The following is an 18944-nucleotide window of genomic DNA, read 5'->3' as shown; positions in this document are numbered from 1 at the left end:
AGTCGTTCCCTCAGGAAGGAAATGCGAGTGATTTCACCGTCACCGGCACAACCGATCCGCCAAAAAGAGGCGTACCAATGTCGATATAGTCCCCCGCCCGGACAACCACCTCATCGATGACTGCCAGCGGGTGTTGCTGTAACTGTGGGCGTAACAGCATGCCCAGGGCTTTACCAAAATCCTGCTCGGCTACCACCAGCAGGGGATGCGGATTCGGATGGCGCGCGACAAAGGCCAGTAGCGCATCAATAACCGTTAACAGCGCGGCGTAGCGCACAGGCAGCGAACCGGGTAGCGCCAGCACGTAAGCGTCTGTTTGCGGGTCCAGATCGAGCTGCATCAGCGCTTGTTGCCAGGCGGCCACCAAATCAGCCTCATCAACCGGAATCGCCACCGGCAGATTGCGCAGCGGAAGCGCCACACCTTCCAGCCAGATGGTGCTGCCCGAAAGCGACAGCGTATGCGCACCGGCGCCAATCACCGTGGCACGCACGGTTTGCGCCGGGAACTGCACGTTCATCTCACGCAGGCGCGGATGTTCATGCAGCGCCGTCGCTAACAGCGGCCCAATATCGGAAAAACAGAATGGATCGGCAGGCTGGTTGCGGTAGCACTCGCCCACCCCGCCGGACAACGTAATCACTTCCGGCTTCACACCCGTCGGCAACAGACCGGTTTGCATCAGCGCCTGCGCCAGCGGTGACAGCGTGCCGTCAATCACCTCAACGATCAGCGCCGCCATCCGTCGGGCCACCTGAACAAGCTGCGCCGCATTGAGGGTCCGGGCGTCGGTGCCTGGACCAAATACGTCATCAACAATCATCTGTCCTGGCTGATGCGCATGCACCACCCGCCCCTGACCGTCCGTTTCCAGCAGCCGTCCGCCGACGTTCAGGCAGGCCGAACCGCTGACTTTTCCGGCATCGAACAGGACGTAGTTCGACGTCCCGCCACCGATGTCGATATTCAGTACGCGGCACAACTTCTGCTCTGACAGGGTTTGAGCCCCTGCGCCGTGACCGGCAATCACTGATTCCAGATGCGGACCGGCGCTGGCAACCACGAAGTCCCCCAGCGACTGAGAGAGCGTCATCACCGCAGGTCGCGCGTTGCGGGTTTTGGCACTTTCTCCGGTAATGATGATCGCGCCGGAATCGACGGTCTCAGGCGCAATCCCCGCCGCCTGATACTGGGCGAGGATCAGCGCCTTAAGTTCGGCCTCTTTCAGCCCGCCCTGCTTATCAACGGGGGTAAAGAACACCGGGCTTTGCCAGCTAATTTCGCGTTTGATGAATTCGTAACGCGGCACCTGCGACACTGCCGCACGGTTGACCAGCTCAAGGCGCGAGAAGATCACCTGAGTGGTGGTGGTGCCGATATCGATACCGACGCTGAGTAGCTGGCGAGTATTCACGATTGCGCCTCCGGGTTGGTTTCTGCTGGTGCCGGAACATCTTCGTCTTTCGGTACCAACAGCATAGCCACACCAATCGCCGTCACGCCGCCAATCAGCTTGCCGACAATCATTGGGAAGATCATCGCGTTCATGTTGGCCGCGGCGAAACCTAAGTGGTCACCCAGAGCGAAGGCTGCGGAGACCGCAAAAGCGCAGTTGATCACTTTGCCGCGGGTATCCATATTCTTCATCATGCCGAACATTGGGATGTTGTTCGCCAGCGTCGCCACCATGCCCGCAGCCGCAATATTATTGATTTTTAACAGGTTACCGACGCTCATCAGCGGCTTTTCAAACCAGCGGGTCAGCAGCAGTACCATTGGGTACGCACCCAGCAGCACGCAGGAGATAGAACCGATAACTTCGATGGCGCGCATCACTTCACCCGGCTTGTCACCCGGTGCCATGAAGATAGGATCAAGACCCGGAATCAGTTCCCAGCCGAGCAGGAATTTGATCACCGCTGCCGCCAGACCGATGGTGATCAGCGCCACCAGGAATTTCGCGAAGATCTGGAAGCCGTTGATCATTTTTTCCGGGATGAATTTCAGTCCCAGCGCCACCAGCACGGCAACGATCAGCACCGGGATCATGTTCATCAGGATCAGCGCGAAGGTGAACTCCACCGGCTGTCCGTTGATTTCGACACCGGAGTACATCGCGATCAAACCACCCGCAATACAGCCAATCGGAATGGTGACGATCCCAGCCAGCACGCCCAGCGCCAGATAACGACGGTCGGACGGCTCAATAATCCCCAGCGCAACCGGAATAGAGAAGACCAGCGTCGGCCCCATCATCGCCCCGAGGATCAGGCCAGAGTACAGCCACGCCGCAACGTCGCCGCCCGCCAGTTCTTTCGCCAGGAAGAAGCCGCCCATATCGCACGCCAGCAGCGTTCCGGCAAACATCGACGGGTTAGCGCCCAACATTTCGTACAGTGGAATAATCACCGGCCCGAGCACATGCGCCAGTACCGGTGCCAGCGCGGTCATACCGACCATCGCCAGACCCAGCGCGCCCATCGCCATAAAACCTTCTTCAAACTGGCCGCCCGATCCCTCAATACTCTTCCCGAACTTACCGAGGAAGCGTGCCGAACCGCCGAACTGCGACAGGATCCTGTCCACGGCGGCAATCAGCATAAAGAACATCATGATGTACATGATGATTTCGTTAATTCCCATAACCTTCACTCCCTGTCATATGTGTATTTATTGTGCCGCCGCATACAACGCGATAATGTCGGCCTGCGTGGCGGTGCGTGGGTTACTGCGAATACAAATATCCTCCAGCGCGGCGTGAGCCCATGCGCTGTAATGCTCGGGCTTTGCCCCAACGTCAGAGAGTCGTTTGGTCTGGCCCACTTCGCTAATCAACTCGCTGACGGCGTTGATGGCATCGCGATCGTCCGACTTCTTGTTGGTTAACGCCCGTCCGATATGGCTGAAACGCTCACGACACACCATGCGGTTGAAACCCATTACTGTGGGCAGCAGCATGGCGTTAGCCTGTCCATGTGGGATGTGCAGCGTCGCACCCGGCTGGTGCGCCATCGCGTGACACAGGCCCAGTCCCGCGCTGGAAAACGCCATCCCGGCCATACAGGAAGCCAGTAGCATGCTTTCTCGCGCCGCCAGATCCTGACCATAGCCAACGGCCTTCGGCAGCGATTTACCTATCATCGCAATCGCGCCAATCGCCAGACTGTCGGTAAACGGCGTCGCGTTCAGAGCGCTATACGCTTCAACAGCGTGCGTCAGCGCATCGATCCCGGTCATCGCCGTTACGTGTGCGGGCACACCTTCCGTCAGCGCGGCGTCAAGAATCGCCACATCCGGCATCAGGGTTGCGTGGGCCAGCACTTTTTTAAGCCCGGTCGCGGCGTCGATAATCACCGTGACATTAGTGGTTTCTGAACCCGTTCCGGCGGTAGTCGGTACGGCAATCAGCGGCAGACGCGGGCGTAACGCGCTGCTCTCATCCATGTCTGCCAGCGTCTGGGTAGGATTGGTCACCAGCAACGCCACAGCCTTTGCGGCATCCAATACGGAACCGCCACCAAAGGCCACTACGCCATCGCACTTCGATTCACGCAGTTGCGCGACCGCCGCGCAGACGTCCGTAATGCACGGTTCGCCCACCGGACATGGCCACAGCGTCATCGCCACGCCTTTCATCGCCAGGCTGCGTTCCAGTGCGGCGGTCATCCCCGCCTGGTGCAGGAAACTGTCGACCATGACGAACATATGCGTCAGGCCGCGCGTTTGTGCTTCCTGTCCGCAGGTACTGAGCGCTCCCAGTCCACACAACGTAACCGGTGGAACGCTAAACGTTTTTACGCGTTGCAGATTCAGGGTATCGAATGCCTGAAAGAGCGCGGTCTGCAATTCAGCTTGCATAGATTCCTTCCGCTTTTTCTTTTCCGCTATTTGCAATCGCCAGCGGGGTCATAAACAGGCTGTGCTGGGGTAAATGCACCTGCAGTTCCGGGAAACGCTTACGAAACAGTTCATCAACGCCCGGCTGCATACAGGAACCACCGGCCAGCCATAAATCTGCCACGCCCTGTCCGGCAATATGGTGAGCCACAATTTCCGCCATTTTTTCGTAGACCGGCTTAACCACCGGCCAGATTTCTTTACCGTTGCTGCGTTTGTACTGCTCCGCCTCTTCCAACTGGATGCGACGGTTCCCGGCAAGCGTCAGAGAAATGTGGTGCCCGCCGGTCGCTTCATCGGCGGAGTAAGTCACCTTGCCTCGCTTCACAATCGCAATCCCGGTGGTACCGCCACCGATATCCACCACGCCAGCGTTATCAAGCTGCAACAGGTCCGCCACCGCGGTCGGTTCGTCGAGCACATGACTGACTTCAAGCCCGGCAGATTCCAGCACGTTGATCGAGATCCGTGGGTCAGTTCCCGGTGGAAACGAGGTTGCCGCGTGGGTAAAGCGGCAACCCAACTGTTGTTCGAGCGTATCGAGATGGCGACGAACGATAGTCACCGCACCGAAGAAATCCCAGACGATGCCATCGCGCACGACGTCGGCCCAGTCCAGGCAAACCGCAACCGGCTGTCCGTCACTGTCGACAACCATCGACACCACATCACACGTCCCCAAATCCACGCCCAGCCACAGCGGTGAATCGCTCTTTACGGGCGTCTGGTTACATAGCGTTGCCGCTTTTAGCAATCTGGGTGTCAGCCAACGTTGTTCGTCGTGCGCCATGTCGTTCACTCCTTATACAATTCTGAAGGCGTCCACCAACACACAGCGACGCAGACGCACAAATGTGCGTGCGCTGGTCACCCCTTCCCCGGTTGGCGTGGTAATGGTCATCGTGGTCCAGCCTTCGCCGCCGAGTCCAAGACCGGCAATGCACGGTCCGTTCTTAACGAAAATGCTGGTATCAATGGCGTTTGCCATGCGGTTCATGTTGTCGATATTGCGCGAGTGCATCGCCGCCGTATGGTGACAACCGCCCTCAAGCTTGACCGCCAGTTCAATGGCCTCATCGACGTTGGCGACCCGCACGACCGGCAGAACCGGCATCATCAGTTCGGTTACGGCAAACGGGTGAGTCGCAGAGGTTTCGACGAACAACAGCCGGGTTTGCTCCGGTACGTTCAGACCAATCGCCGCAGCGATTTTTCCTGCGTCGCGGCCAACCCAGTCACGACTGACCGTGCCTTTACCGCGTTCATCGACATTTTTAAGCAGCACCGGTTGCAGCTGTTCGGCCTGAGCCGTGGTCAGCTTGACTGCATGCTGGCTTTCCATCAGACGCATCAGCTCATCAGCGACGCTATCGACCACGATCAGCACTTTTTCGTCGGCGCAGATAATGTTGTTGTCAAACGAAGCGCCTTTGACGATCGACTGGGCTGCGCGTGCCAGATCAGCCGTTTCATCAACCACCACCGGCGGATTTCCCGCACCGGCGGCAATCAGACGTTTGTTGGTGTGCTTACGCGCGGCATCCACTACGGCTTCACCGCCGGTCACCACCAGCAGGCCGATGCCTGGGTACTTAAACAGACGCTGGGCGGTTTCGATATCCGGATTGGCCACGGTAACCAGCAGGTTTGCCGGTCCGCCTGCTGCAACTACCGCCTGGTTAAGCAGAGTGATAGCGCGCTGAGACACGCCCTTGGCAGCCGGATGCGGTGCGAAGACCACGCTGTTGCCAGCCGCAATCAGGCTGATGGCGTTGTTAATAACGGTCGCAGCCGGGTTGGTGGACGGTGTCACCGAGGCCACCACGCCCCACGGCGCATTTTCAATCAGCGTCAGGCCGTTATCACCGGTCAGAACCTGTGGAGACAGGCATTCCACGCCCGGCGTGGCGCGTGCCTGCGCCACATTTTTGGCAAATTTATCTTCAACGCGTCCCATGCCGGTTTCTGTGACGGCAAGTTCCGCTAATTCTCGGGCATGTTTTTCGCCCGCCTCACGTAGAGCCGTGATAGCCAGTTGGCGCATGGCAACGCTTTTCAGCCCTTGCTGGGCCAGTTTTGCTGCCGCCACTGCGTCATCCAGGGAGGCAAAAACGCCCATTTCTTGAACGGCACTGACGGGTTGGCTGCTGTCTTTCATTTTCAGCAGTACCGCTTTCACGACCTGTTCAATATCCTGTTGATTCATGATTTTCTGCCTTATTTATGGAAGATCACCTGACCACCTGCCACCACTTCATCAACAATGCCAATCACGCACAGATCGACAGGTGATGATTCGTTACGGTGCGCCTGACGGGCTGAGCTTCCGCTGACCAGCAGCACCCACTCTCCGGTTCCCGCCCCAATGCTGTCGATAGCAACAGCACATTGCCCGTCGGGATTTCCGCAGGCATCAATCATTTCCACCATCAGCAACTTGTCGTGCGCGAGCCCCTGATGGCGTACGGTACAAACAATTTGTCCTGTGACGATTGCCAGTTTCATACGCGCCTCCGTGGCATATTTCAGGTAAAACCTCCCCCTACCCTCCGCAGAAGGTAATGTGAAAAGGAGAGAGGGTGACGCCAGCAATGAAGTCTGTGGCGTCACATGGACGACTTACATGTCGTTGCTGTCGCCTTTAAAGCTGATCGGGAACACTTCTTCCAGATCGCCATGCGGACGCGGGATTACGTGTACGGAAACCAGCTCACCAATACGCTGTGCAGCAGCAGCACCAGCATCCGTTGCGGCTTTACATGCCGCTACGTCGCCACGGACCATTGCAGTAACCAGACCGCCGCCGATCTGCTTCACGCCGACCAGTTTCACGCGTGCCGCTTTAACCATTGCGTCAGAAGCCTCAATCAGTGCAACCAGGCCCCGGGTTTCAATCATTCCTAATGCTTCCATTGTGTTTTCCTCTCATTAAGGGGTCCAGAACGGGACCTAAACAACCAGTGTGTGTGAGGCGTTTTCACGACTCATGTCAGTCTGACGCGGCACTGCTGCCACCAACGCCAGTTCGATAATTTCCTGTACGCTACAGCCGCGAGAGAGGTCATGAAGCGGTGCGGCAAGCCCTTGGATCAACGGACCTACGGCACGATACCCTCCCAGACGCTGGGCGATTTTGTAGCCAATATTGCCTGCCTCCAGCGATGGGAAGACCATCACATTGGCATTGCCCTTTAACGGACTGGCGGGCGCTTTTTGCGCGGCGACATCCGGAACAAAGGCGGCATCAAATTGCAGTTCCCCATCCACGGTAAGCTGCGGGGCACGCTCATGAACGATCTCCGTAGCCTGCTGCACGTTAGCGACGTTGGGATGACGAGCGCTGCCTTGACTTGAAAACGACAGCATGGCCACGCGCGGTTCTTCACCGGTGATCGCCTGCCATGTCTGCGCGCTGGCAATCGCAATATCCGCCAGCTGTGCGGCTGTGGGCTGCGGCACGACGCTGCAATCGGCAAACCCTAATGCCGGCCCGAGGTACTGCGGCAGCATCAGGAAAATTGACGACAGCGTTTTACAGCCTGGCTGTAGCCCAATAATGCGTAACCCAGCGCGCAGCACGTTTGCTGTCGACGACAAATTGCCCGCAATACAGACGTCAGCTTTACCCGCGCTAACCATGGCGGCGGCGAACATCAGCGGATCGTTGAGTTTTTCCAGCGCATCTGCAGGCGTTTTATCTCCCGCGCGGGCCAGCCAGCGCAGCGCAAACTCTTCACGCATGGACTGGTTGCTTTGCGGGTCGATAACCTGAATGCCATCCATCGCCACCCGATGGCTGAGGGCAAACTGGCGCAGCGCAAACGGACTGGCGACGAGAACAGGATGTGCCAGACCGTGCTGATGCAGGTAATTTGCCGCTTTCAACACCCGAACATCCAGCGCATCCGGGAACACCACCCGTGCAGGTGAGCGCTGGGCGAGTTGACGAGCACGTTCAATGATCATTGCTTCTCCCCCAGTCGCTGTTGAATTTGGCTAACCGTCAGTGGATGCTTCGCTACGCTCAGAATCATCATCACGTAGACCGTACTGGAAAGGCGATTGAGCGCCTGCATGATGTCCGGTCGCATCACGTCAAAACTACGGGTGATGAATACCTGGGCCGCCACCGTCTCCGTTTCACGAACTTTGGTACGCAGCAGATTAAGCAACGCGCAATCACGGCCATGACTGGCTTCAGGCACCAGATGGTCGTGGTCCAGATAGCGCAGCGGCTGATGCGAAAGCCGGTGTAAATCTTCGTCGCTTAAACCGACGATAGCTTGTGCTGCCAGCGGCTCGTCGATAGCGTCGGCGCGCATAATGTTGCCCAGACGCGAACGGATATCCGCCAGCCATGGCTGCCACGGTTCCGCCAGCTCTATCTGCAACCACACGGCCAGGGCGATGGTGCTGTCCAGCGCGGCGCGAAATCCCAGCCGCGGGTCACTTTTAGCGACCATCTTGTCCGCTGTCAGATGCGTCAGCGTGTCTGCTTTCTTCACCACCGGTTGATGACACAGTTCGCAACTGGCCTGTGGATGCGTATCGCTGCTGGTTAAACCATGCACCGGCTGCGGCTGCTGTGCTTCGTCATCAATAAACAGGCTGCCCTGCTCGTCGATAAACTTAATGCGCAGATGTCGGCTTTCCAGTAATTCCCGGGCAGATGGCGTCAGGCGAGCATCAGCGGGGAGATGAATTTCAGCCCCTTCGCTGAGCGTATGATTCGCTCTGAGCCATGCTTCGGTAATGAAATCCTTCATACATCCGCCTTAGCAGGACTGCCAGTTCGCAGGCCAGGCTACATACAGAAATTTCACCGTCGATGGCGTACCAAATTCGATGCTGGAGCCTTTCGGGATAAACATCACGTCCCCAGCTTTAGCAATCATGGTTTCGCCTTCGTGGCGAACGTGCAGCTCGCCTTCCAGAATCATGTCGATTTCGTCGTAGTTCAGCGTCCATGGGAAAAAAGCGTTATCCCACTGCATGAACCCGGCGGCCATGCTGCTACCGTCCTGGTCGGTCACCAGATCGGTTAAACCCACGCAGTGCGGCTGTGCGCCGTCAAAACGACCAAACTTCACGCTGCTGCCGTCGATGACTTTGACGCCGCCTTTGCCGGTCACCCAGTTAAAGCTCGGCTGCATTCCGCCCTGCTCCAGCGACTGTTTCTCCTTCATGACTTTGTCCATCAGTTGGGCGACCAGGCTTTCGGTAAACTGCCCTTCCGGTAACTGCGCAATGATGGTTTCGCGAATGCGCTGGCTTTCCGTTTTGCCATCATCCACCGCAACCGGTGCAGCAGCAGCGGTTGGCGCGGATTCATCGCATTCACTGATGGTGACGCCCAGCAGCTCCGCAACTTCGCGCGCCTCCGGGGTGATGATGCTGGCGCGCAGAACAACCGACATTTCCTGTTCGCCGCGTGCGTGGGCCGCACGAATATCGTTAGCTGTGATGAGTTTTTTCACCTGCCCTTTCCTCCTTTTGGCTGAGCTCAGTCAGATAATCCACCAGGTGCTGCACGCTGCGCGGGTCATGGCTGTTGAGTTCGAAAATCGGCTCCTGGAACCCTATCCCGCGAAGTAGTTGTCGCGTTGCGGCGACGTCGGCATCCGGCATGTCCGTTTTGCTGATAACGGCGATTTGTCGTTTACTGGCGCCGATATCCAACAGCCCGGCAGGTAAGCGACTTTCTTTATCATTTGCCGCGTGTATATAAATCAACGTATCAACATCCTGCAGCGTAGTAATTAAGGCGTGATACCAGCGCGGATGGCTAAAATATTCTCCTGGCGTGTCGATATCGCCATTTTCATTAAACTCCACGGCCTGTGTTTTTCTGGCGAGGGAATAATTTCCCTGTAGCGCATTAAAGAGCGTTGTTTTCCCCGCCCCCACCGTACCGACAAACGCAATACGTTTCATCGCCGCCTCTGATTAACTTTTTGTCAGGTTGCACAAAGTGAAATTTAATAACCGACCCAGACCGCTTACCGTCTGTAATAACGCTTCTTCTACCGCGCCTACCGAGCCGTAGATGACCAGCGCACCGCTGAATCGATCGAGAAAGCCGATATGTACATCTGCCGCCTTCATAGCTAAGTCACCGGCAATCATCGCGGTTTCGCCTGGCGTCAGCGTCATGATGCCGATAGCGCCCGCTTCGGGAACGCCGATCTTTTTCGCCAGTTCCTCACCAGGGTGCGCAATGAGATGCGCCAGCGTAACCTGTTTCCCCGGCACAAATTCCTGAATAATGCGTTCTTTTTCCATTGCTCACCGCCTCCGCTAAAACTGCCCTCATCGTGGCAATTTTTTGTCAGAGTAAATAACAAAATTCGGCAACCATGTTTAAAAGGTGAAGTGGATCACTAAGAAAGGGGAAATAAAAAGGCGCGGGAGAAACCCGCGCCGGAAATAAATTAAAGTGAAATTACAGCGGTTGAGTTTGGGCTTCTACGACCGCCAGCGCCACCATATTAACGATACGACGAACAGAAGCGATCGGCGTTAATACGTGAACCGGTTTCGCAACCCCCATCAGCACCGGGCCGACCGTTACGCCTTCAGAGCTGGAAACGCGTAGTAAGTTGTAACTAATACGGGCAGCTTCCATATTCGGCATCACCAGAATATTCGCTGAGCCTTTCAGCGGACTGTCCGGCATGCGGTCATGACGGATGCTTTCCACCAGCGCGGCATCGCCGTGCATTTCGCCATCAATCATCAACTCTGGCGCACGCGCCTTAATCAGCTCCAGCGCTTCGCGCATTTTGCTGGCCGACGGACAGTTAGATGAGCCAAAGTTGGAGTGCGACAGCAGCGCTACCTTTGGTTCGATACCAAAGCGACGCACGGTTTCTGCCGCCATCACGGCGATTTCCGCCAGTTGCTCCGGCGTAGGATCGTCGTTAACGTAGGTATCGGCGATAAAGGTGTTACCGCTTGGCAGCAGCAAGGCGTTCATCGCCCCGGCAGTATGCACGCCATCGCGATGACCAAACACCTCTTTCACCACGCTGAAGTGCTCATGGTAGTCGCCTATCGTACCGCAGATCATCGCATCCGCTTCGCCGCGCTGCACCATGATCGCGCCGATCACCGTGGTGTTGGCAATTACCGCACGCTGCGCCTGCTCCTGGGTAATACCACGACGTTTCATAATCTGGTAGTACTCGCTCCAGTACTCTTTAAAGCGCGGATCTGACTCATTGTTGACGATCTCAAAATCGACGCCCGCTTTGATCTGCAGACCCAGTTTCTGGATACGCATTTCGATAACGCTCGGACGACCGATCAGGATCGGTTTCGCCAGACCTAAAGTGATCAGCTCCTGCGTGGCATGCAGTACACGCGCCTCTTCCCCTTCAGTCAGCACCACGCGCTTCGGCGCTTTGCGTGCCAGGGAGAAAATCGGCTTCATGAACAGGTTGGTTTTGTAGACGAATTCGGTCAGCTTATCGATGTAAGCGTCAAAGTCGGCAATCGGACGCGTTGCCACACCGGAATCCATCGCCGCCTTCGCCACCGCAGGGGCGATTTTGACGATCAGACGCGGGTCGAACGGTTTCGGAATAATGTATTCCGGCCCGAAGCTCAGGTCCTGGTCGCCATAGGCGGAGGCCACCACTTCGCTCTGCTCGGCGTGCGCCAGCTCAGCAATGGCGTGTACCGCAGCCAGTTTCATCTCTTCGTTGATGGCAGTAGCGCCGACGTCCAGCGCGCCGCGGAAGATGAACGGGAAGCACAGAACGTTGTTAACCTGGTTCGGGTAGTCGGAACGGCCGGTGCAAATGATGGCGTCAGAACGCACCTCTTTCGCCAGCGGCGGCAGGATTTCCGGTTCCGGGTTGGCGAGGGCCAGGATCATTGGCGCACGCGCCATCTTCTTAACCATTTCCTGCGTCAGCACTTTCGGACCCGAGCAACCGAGGAAAATATCCGCGCCGTCAATGACATCATCCAGCGTACGCTTACCGTCATCCACCACTGCGTAAGCCGCTTTGGTTTCCGCCATGTTTGGTTCACGATCTTTGTAAATCACCCCTTTGGAGTCACAGACCACAATGTTGTGTTTCTGCATACCCAGCGCCACCAGCAGGTTCATACAGGCAATCGCCGCCGCACCTGCACCGGACACCACCATGCGCACATCAGAGATATTTTTCTCAACCACCCGCAGACCGTTAAGGATTGCGGCAGTACTGATGATTGCCGTACCGTGCTGGTCATCGTGGAATACCGGAATATTCATGCGCTCACGGAGTTTTTGCTCAATGTAGAAGCACTCCGGCGCTTTGATATCTTCGAGGTTAATGCCGCCAAACGTTGGTTCAAGCGCCGCTACCACGTTGATAAATTTATCCGGATCGAGTTCATCAACTTCGATGTCGAACACGTCAATCCCGGCGAATTTCTTAAACAGAACGCCTTTACCTTCCATCACTGGTTTACCGGCCAGCGCGCCAATATTACCCAGGCCCAGAACCGCAGTACCGTTGGAAATAACCGCAACCAGGTTGCCGCGTGCGGTGTATTTGTAGGCTGCCAGCGGGTCCTTTTCAATTTCAAGACACGGTGCAGCCACGCCCGGCGAGTAGGCCAACGCGAGGTCGCGCTGGGTTGCCAGAGGCTTGGTCGGAGAAACCTGGATTTTACCGGGTACCGGAAATTCGTGGAAATCGAGGGCGCTTTGTTTTAACTGGTCATCCATCTTGTTGTTCCTTTCACGTATCTATCAAAAAAGTGGCGCGGGTAACCATTCTACTGAGCCGCACATTATCACCTCAGTCAACGGCACAAACTTTGAAGGTCCCCATACTCTCACCATTCAAAGAAAGAATTTGTTATCAATTTATAACATCTATGTTACCTGCTTAAGCCAGCAATACCATGCTTGTCTGCTATGCTTTTTGCTGACAACGCCCGCAATTATCTCAAAAGTGTGAATCACAACACGCATCTAACACTTTACTTTTCAAGGAGTATTTCCTATGACCCGTAAAGAGCTTGCCAATGCCATTCGTGCGCTAAGTATGGATGCCGTCCAAAAAGCTAACTCTGGCCACCCTGGCGCACCAATGGGGATGGCTGATATCGCCGAAGTACTGTGGAACGATTTCCTGCGCCATAACCCGTCCGATCCCACCTGGTACGATCGTGACCGGTTTATTTTGTCCAATGGCCACGCCTCAATGCTGCTTTACAGCCTGTTGCATCTTTCCGGCTACAACCTGCCGCTCGAAGAGTTAAAGAACTTCCGCCAGCTCCATTCGAAGACGCCAGGACACCCGGAAATTGGCTATACGCCGGGCGTGGAGACCACCACCGGACCGTTGGGTCAGGGTTTAGCCAACGCTGTTGGAATGGCGATTGCAGAACGCACGCTGGCGGCGCAGTTTAACCAGCCAGACCACGAGATTGTTAATCACTATACCTGGGTCTTTATGGGCGACGGCTGTCTGATGGAGGGCATTTCTCACGAAGTGTGCTCGCTGGCGGGCACCCTGGGACTTGGCAAACTCATCGGCTTTTACGATCACAACGGCATCTCAATTGATGGCGAAACCGACGGCTGGTTTACCGACGATACCGCGAAACGCTTTGAGGCCTATCACTGGCATGTAGTGCACGAGATTGACGGCCATGACCCTGAGGCGGTGAAAAAAGCGATTCAGGAAGCACAGGCCGTTACCGATAAACCGTCGCTGATTATCTGCCGCACGGTGATTGGTTTTGGTTCACCGAATAAAGCCGGGAAAGAGGAAGCGCACGGCGCTGCGCTGGGTGAAGAAGAAGTGGCGCTGACCCGACAGAAGTTGGGGTGGCATCATCCTGCCTTTGAAATCCCCAAAGAGATTTACCGGGCGTGGGACGCTCGTGAAAAAGGCGAGAAAGCCCAACAGAGCTGGAATGAGAAATTCGCCGCTTATCGACATGCGCATCCGGATCTGGCGGCAGAGTTTACCCGCCGGATGAGCGGTGGACTGCCGGAAGAGTGGGAAGAAACGACCCAGAAATATATCACCGAGCTGCAGGCCAATCCGGCCAAAATCGCCACCCGTAAGGCCTCGCAAAATACCCTGAACGCTTACGGGCCGATACTGCCTGAGCTGCTTGGCGGTTCGGCGGATCTGGCGCCCAGCAACCTGACCATCTGGAAAGGCTCCACTTCTCTTAAAGAGGATCATGCAGGAAACTACATCCACTACGGCGTGCGGGAGTTTGGCATGACCGCAATTGCCAACGGTATCGCTCACCACGGGGGCTTCGTACCGTACACCGCAACGTTCCTGATGTTTGTCGAATATGCCCGTAATGCCGCACGCATGGCGGCGCTGATGAAAGCCCGACAAATCATGGTTTATACCCACGACTCGATTGGCCTTGGGGAAGATGGTCCCACGCACCAGGCCGTCGAACAGCTCGCCAGCCTGCGTCTGACGCCTAATTTCAGCACCTGGCGACCCTGCGATCAGGTTGAAGCGGCGGTAGGCTGGAAGCTGGCGGTCGAACGCCATGACGGGCCAACGGCGCTGATCCTCTCGCGGCAAAATCTGGCGCAGGTTGAGCGGACGCCTGAGCAAGTGCAGCAGATTGCCCGCGGCGGCTATGTGCTGAAGGATGGTGGTGGTAAGCCGGATGTTATTCTGATTGCTACCGGTTCAGAAATGGAAATCACGCTGCTGGCGGCGGAAAAACTGACCGGTGAAGGTCGTAACGTGCGAGTGGTTTCTCTGCCCTCAACCGATATCTTCGACGCCCAGGATGAAGCGTATCGGGAATCGGTCCTCCCCTCAAACGTCAGCGCGCGCGTGGCGGTAGAAGCAGGAATTGCCGACTACTGGTACAAATATGTTGGGCTGAAAGGGGCGATTGTCGGTATGACGGGTTATGGGGAGTCGGCTCCGGCAGACAAGCTGTTCCCGTTCTTCGGCTTTACGGTGGATAACATTGTCGACAAAGCGCATAAGGTGCTTAACGTGTGATCCACAGCGTGGGCCAGGCATCTGGCCCATGCCAGTTATCGCAGCTTGGCTCTTGGGCATAGCGCACCAGACGAAAACGCTGGCCGTCGTAGCGCCAGCGGGTCTGGATACCGCAATCTGCCAACCCTCGTCCTTTAGCGAGGGTTACCAGCTCGCGCGACTTCTCATCAAACGTGGCGTTGGTCAGCTCCATATCGCGACTTTCCGCATCCGTTTTAAAAGGCAGGCTTAGCCGTACCGCCCGTGACGTCAACGGGGTAGTACGTGAAACCACCCACGCCAGATCGATGGTGTTATATGCCCCGGCTTCACAGCCGATCATAAGCAGCGCTTTATCATCCGTTAAGGCCGTGACGCGCATCTCGCGACGCAGCGGATCGATCGAACAGCGAATACCGTTGATCCGCCAGTTACCGTAATCCAGCAATTCACTGCGCTCTTGTTGCGTGAGAGGCGTTGGCGTTGGGTTAATCACAGCCACGCCTTTTAAAGCGGGAGCGGGAGGTACGCTGAGCGGAGGCTCGTCGCCTTTTTCGATCCATGCGGTTTCGCTGCCGACCCGTTTTTGCTGGGCGTCGATAAAAAGCAGCGCGGCTTTTAGCCCGACCAGGGACAGGTTTTGCGCCCCTTTTTGCAGGGTTATCGCCTTCGCGTCCTGTACGGTTGTTAAAAATGCGCTGATGGTGGCCGGATCATCGGTCATCAGTTGCCAGGGGGTAATACGCCAGTGTTCGCCGCGAAGCGGGAGCGCTGAGCCATCCAGTAGCAGACGTGGAGCAATATCGCTCTCTTTGGCTGTGGGCGATTCCAGCCCACCCAGTTCAATACGCAACACGGCGTCGGTATGTGCCCCGGCACTGCGGCTCAAGGTCATGACCAGGCCGTGATGTTCTCCGGTATTGCGCGCCACGCAAAAGTTTTGGTTATTGCACGTCACCTGCCAGTCAGAAAACGTCTGTTGCGCGGGCGCGGCCCACAGCAAACGGACGGGTAACAACCCGAGCAGGAAAAGTAAAATAACGCGATAGCGCATGGACGGTACAACCCCGAAGTCAAAACACACAGCCTAAGCGGTATCTTCCTTGCGCGACTGATGTGGCTCAATAAGAATCGTCGGATTGGCCGAAAATTTGTAAAGAAATATAAATCCCGCGCATTAGTCCATGAGATGCGACGACTGCAAATAGTTCAGCAATAGCACCGTCTTACCGTCACGGATTTCACCCGTTTTAATCATTTCCAGCGCCTGGGTGAACGGCAGCTCCAGAACCTCAATATCTTCATCTTCCACCCCTCCGCCCGCATTTGCCCGCTGGCTGTCGCTGTATTGCGCAATAAAGAAATGAATTATCTCCGTCACGCCGCCCGGCGACATATAGAGCTCAAACAGCTTACGCACTTCACCCACTTCAAAGCCGGTCTCTTCAATGGCCTCTTTCCGAATGCACGCTTCCGGTTCGTCGTTATCCAGCAGCCCGGCGCAGGTTTCAATCAGTTGACCGCTTTCATTACCATTGACCCAGGTGGCGACGCGAAACTGGCGGATGAGCACCACCGTTTTCTTCTCCGGGTTATACAGCAGGATAGTGGCGCCGTTGCCGCGATCGTAAACCTCGCGTTTGTGGCGAATCACCTCACCATTGCTACAGGTCAGGTCATAGGTAATATTGCGCAGGATGAAGTAGTTATCGGAAAGGACTTTATCTTTGATGAGGGTAATTTTTTGCGACATACCGGCTCCACAGCAAGAAGTGAGAAATAATACTACGCCGTGAAACCGGGTTTGTCTTGGTGCAATGTCGGCCTGATAAGCGAAGCACCATCAGGCAATTATGCGGCACAGAGCCGGATAGCAACGCTAACGCGCCTTATCCGGCCTTCTTAGCGACTTAGTGAGATTTGACTGATTTTACGCCCAGCCAGTCGACGATCCCCTGGGCGGCATGCCGTCCTTCCGCCATGGCCGTAACCACCAGATCCGCACCGCGTACCGCGTCACCACCAGCGAAGATTTTCGGGTTACTGGTTTGATAACGGTATGCGCTTTCAACATTGGCGGCTATGCGCCCCCAGTTATCGACCTTAACCCCATGCGTCTCCAGCCACGGCATGCCATGTGGGTGAAAACCAAACGCCATGATCACCGCATCTGCGGGCATGACAAACTCACTCCCGGCGAGGGGAACCGGGCGACGACGCCCCTGCGCGTCTGGCTCGCCAAGCTGGGTACGTAAAAAACGCACGCCGCTGACTCGCCCATCATCATGTAACACCAGCTCAACCGGCTGGACGTTAAACTCGAAGTTCGCCCCCTCTTCCCGGGCGTTCTTCACCTCTTTTTTCGAACCGGGCATGTTGGCTTCATCACGACGATAAGCGCAGGTCACCTGGCGTGCGCCGTGACGCAGCGCGGTACGCACGCAGTCCATCGCCGTATCGCCTCCGCCCAGTACAACCACGTTCAGTCCGGCGGTATCGATGAACGGCTCTTCAGGCAGTTCATCCAGCCCCATCACCTGCTTGGTGTTGGCAATCAGGAACGGTAACGCGTCATAAACGCCAGGCGCGTCTTCATTCGGCAGATCCGCCTTCATGGAACGATAGGTTCCTACGCCCACGAACACGGCATCGTAATCCTCCAGCAGCGCCGACAGCGCCACATCCTTACCCACTTCACAGTTAAGTTCGAAATGAATACCCATGGCGCTGAAGATTTCACGGCGGCGGGCCAGCAGCGATTTGTCCAGCTTGAAGGCCGGAATGCCGAACGTCAGCAAACCGCCGATTTCAGGGTGGCGATCGTATACGGTGGCGCTGACTCCGCTGCGCGCCAGCACATCCGCGCAGGCCAGACCCGCCGGACCCGCGCCGATGATAGCAACGCGCTTATCCACTTTCTGCACGTGGCTTAAGTCCGGTCGCCATCCTTTGCTCAGGGCCCGATCAGAGATGTAACGCTCAATATTTCCGATAGTGACCGCCCCATGCTCGCTACGCACCGTACATGCCCCTTCGCAAAGTCGGTCCTGCGGACATACGCGCCCGGTCACTTCCGGCAGGCAGTTGGTCTGGTGAGAAAGCTCAACCGCCGCGTCGATATTCCCGGCTTTGACCAGTTCAATCCACTGCGGAATATGGTTATGCAATGGGCAGGTCCATTCGCAAATACTGTGGTCGCCGCATTTCAGGCAGCGGGACGCTTCCCGTTCCGCCTGCGCCGTACGAAACGGCAGATAGATCTCCTCAAAGCTGGTTTTACGGGCCTCAATTGCCAGCTTATCCGGCTCACCACGCGCAGGCGTCGCCTGCATTTGCTCACGTTTGGTAATTGCATGCGAAACGAAATCGGTGGCGTTGGCATGCCAGGGCTGGCTTTCCAGACTGGCGGTGCGTAGCCTGCGCGCTTTTGACAGACCGGTAAGCGAATTTTCCGTCACCAGTTGTAACGCTTGCGCCGGACAGTTCTCTACGCAGGCGGGTCCTTGTTCGCGTCCCTGACACAAATCGCATTTGTGCGCAGTGGCTTTCACCTTCCCTTTAGCGACAGGAGTGAGTACGATCTGCATCGTGCCGAAAGGACAAGCAACGACGCACGATTTACAGCCAATACACTTTTTCGGGTTCACCTGAACGCTGTCGTTATCATGGCTGATTGCCCCGTTCGGGCAGCTTCTGGCGCAGGGCGCATCTTCACAGTGATGGCAGGTTACCGCACTGCGCTGCTGCTGATGCTTGATGACGGTAATTCGGGGCTGGAAATGCCGTTGACTCAGGACATGCTGCTCGCCATTGTGAGCCATGACGCAGGCGACCTCACAGGCATGGCATCCCAGGCACTGCTGGCTATTAACCATAATAAAACGATTCATGGCTTCCTTCTTTTTTGGTTGCAAAAACCTTATTCTTTATATGAGTGTTGTTATTAACCGACACGGAAGGAAGCGGCAATGTTCATTTGCCCAGGAAGCACAACTATTTATCCAGAACCTGTGGCAGATCAATTTATTTCATCGCATATGAAATTGTGTTTCAGTTACCATCCAGTTTCAT

17 protein-coding genes are annotated in these 18944 nt (G+C 56.3%); 1 reads left to right on the top strand and 16 read right to left on the bottom strand.

Annotated features, from left to right (window positions below):
- Positions 1 to 10: 10 nt before the first annotated feature.
- From eutA to maeB, 13 genes are all read right to left on the bottom strand, one after another.
- Positions 11 to 1414: an ethanolamine ammonia-lyase reactivating factor EutA gene (gene eutA, locus OGV75_RS19775; protein ID WP_016153949.1), complete on the bottom strand. Its 1404-nt coding sequence runs from the start codon at positions 1412 to 1414 to the stop codon at positions 11 to 13.
- Positions 1411 to 2643: an ethanolamine utilization protein EutH gene (gene eutH, locus OGV75_RS19770; protein ID WP_016153950.1), complete on the bottom strand. Its 1233-nt coding sequence runs from the start codon at positions 2641 to 2643 to the stop codon at positions 1411 to 1413. The genes eutA and eutH overlap by 4 nt, the downstream gene beginning before the upstream one ends.
- Before the next feature lie 27 nt (positions 2644 to 2670).
- Positions 2671 to 3858, bottom strand: a complete 1188-nt coding sequence (gene eutG, locus OGV75_RS19765) for an ethanolamine utilization ethanol dehydrogenase EutG (RefSeq protein WP_016153951.1) — start codon at positions 3856 to 3858, stop codon at positions 2671 to 2673.
- On the bottom strand, positions 3848 to 4687 hold the full coding sequence (gene eutJ / locus OGV75_RS19760; protein ID WP_016153952.1) for an ethanolamine utilization protein EutJ: 840 nt from the start codon (positions 4685 to 4687) through the stop codon (positions 3848 to 3850). Before eutJ ends, eutG begins: the two co-directional genes overlap by 11 nt.
- Before the next feature lie 12 nt (positions 4688 to 4699).
- Positions 4700 to 6103, bottom strand: coding sequence for an aldehyde dehydrogenase family protein (locus OGV75_RS19755; protein ID WP_016153953.1), 1404 nt, complete (start codon positions 6101 to 6103; stop codon positions 4700 to 4702).
- Positions 6104 to 6114: 11 nt separating this feature from the next.
- On the bottom strand, positions 6115 to 6402 hold the full coding sequence (gene eutN / locus OGV75_RS19750; protein WP_016153954.1) for an ethanolamine utilization microcompartment protein EutN: 288 nt from the start codon (positions 6400 to 6402) through the stop codon (positions 6115 to 6117).
- Between the two features lie 114 nt (positions 6403 to 6516).
- Positions 6517 to 6810 (bottom strand): ethanolamine utilization microcompartment protein EutM, encoded by a 294-nt coding sequence (gene eutM, locus OGV75_RS19745; protein WP_003835054.1) that lies wholly within the window; start codon positions 6808 to 6810, stop codon positions 6517 to 6519.
- Between the two features lie 36 nt (positions 6811 to 6846).
- Entirely contained in the window at positions 6847 to 7863 is a 1017-nt protein-coding gene (gene pta / locus OGV75_RS19740; RefSeq protein ID WP_286481089.1) for a phosphate acetyltransferase, read from the bottom strand.
- Positions 7860 to 8663, bottom strand: a complete 804-nt coding sequence (eutT, locus tag OGV75_RS19735; protein WP_080859843.1) for an ethanolamine utilization cob(I)yrinic acid a,c-diamide adenosyltransferase EutT — start codon at positions 8661 to 8663, stop codon at positions 7860 to 7862. Before eutT ends, pta begins: the two co-directional genes overlap by 4 nt.
- A 9-nt stretch (positions 8664 to 8672) precedes the next feature.
- Positions 8673 to 9374, bottom strand: coding sequence for an ethanolamine utilization acetate kinase EutQ (gene eutQ / locus OGV75_RS19730; RefSeq protein WP_286481088.1), 702 nt, complete (start codon positions 9372 to 9374; stop codon positions 8673 to 8675).
- Positions 9352 to 9831, bottom strand: a complete 480-nt coding sequence (gene eutP / locus OGV75_RS19725) for an ethanolamine utilization acetate kinase EutP (protein ID WP_016153958.1) — start codon at positions 9829 to 9831, stop codon at positions 9352 to 9354. Before eutP ends, eutQ begins: the two co-directional genes overlap by 23 nt.
- Positions 9832 to 9843: 12 nt before the next feature.
- Complete coding sequence (gene eutS / locus OGV75_RS19720; RefSeq protein WP_003037995.1) at positions 9844 to 10179, bottom strand: ethanolamine utilization microcompartment protein EutS; 336 nt, start codon at positions 10177 to 10179, stop codon at positions 9844 to 9846.
- 160 nt (positions 10180 to 10339) lie between these two features.
- Complete coding sequence (gene maeB / locus OGV75_RS19715; RefSeq protein ID WP_016153959.1) at positions 10340 to 12619, bottom strand: NADP-dependent oxaloacetate-decarboxylating malate dehydrogenase; 2280 nt, start codon at positions 12617 to 12619, stop codon at positions 10340 to 10342.
- 280 nt (positions 12620 to 12899) lie between these two features.
- Here maeB and tkt point away from each other — a divergent pair, with 280 nt between their 5' ends.
- The gene (tkt, locus tag OGV75_RS19710; RefSeq protein ID WP_016157105.1) at positions 12900 to 14894 is read left to right on the top strand and encodes a transketolase; all 1995 of its coding nucleotides are present in this window, start codon (positions 12900 to 12902) and stop codon (positions 14892 to 14894) included.
- Here the strand turns inward: tkt and OGV75_RS19705 are convergent.
- The 3 genes from OGV75_RS19705 to aegA all read right to left on the bottom strand — a co-directional run bounded on the left by OGV75_RS19705 (position 14884) and on the right by aegA (position 18763).
- Positions 14884 to 15927 (bottom strand): DUF1176 domain-containing protein, encoded by a 1044-nt coding sequence (locus tag OGV75_RS19705; RefSeq protein WP_029139621.1) that lies wholly within the window; start codon positions 15925 to 15927, stop codon positions 14884 to 14886. The genes tkt and OGV75_RS19705 overlap by 11 nt on opposite strands.
- A 123-nt stretch (positions 15928 to 16050) precedes the next feature.
- On the bottom strand, positions 16051 to 16626 hold the full coding sequence (gene nudK / locus OGV75_RS19700) for a GDP-mannose pyrophosphatase NudK (RefSeq protein ID WP_094169401.1): 576 nt from the start codon (positions 16624 to 16626) through the stop codon (positions 16051 to 16053).
- A 157-nt stretch (positions 16627 to 16783) separates the two neighbouring features.
- A complete protein-coding gene (aegA, locus tag OGV75_RS19695; RefSeq protein WP_049270080.1) occupies positions 16784 to 18763 on the bottom strand; it encodes a formate-dependent uric acid utilization protein AegA in 1980 nt (659 codons plus the stop codon).
- Between the last annotated feature and the right edge of the window lie 181 nt (positions 18764 to 18944).

Origin of the sequence: Citrobacter sp. Cb028, assembly GCF_030336705.1 — a bacterium.
GTDB classification, from domain to species: domain Bacteria; phylum Pseudomonadota; class Gammaproteobacteria; order Enterobacterales; family Enterobacteriaceae; genus Citrobacter; species Citrobacter braakii.
Note: the sequence above shows the minus strand (reverse complement) of the source record. Positions and strands in the feature narration are given on the sequence as shown.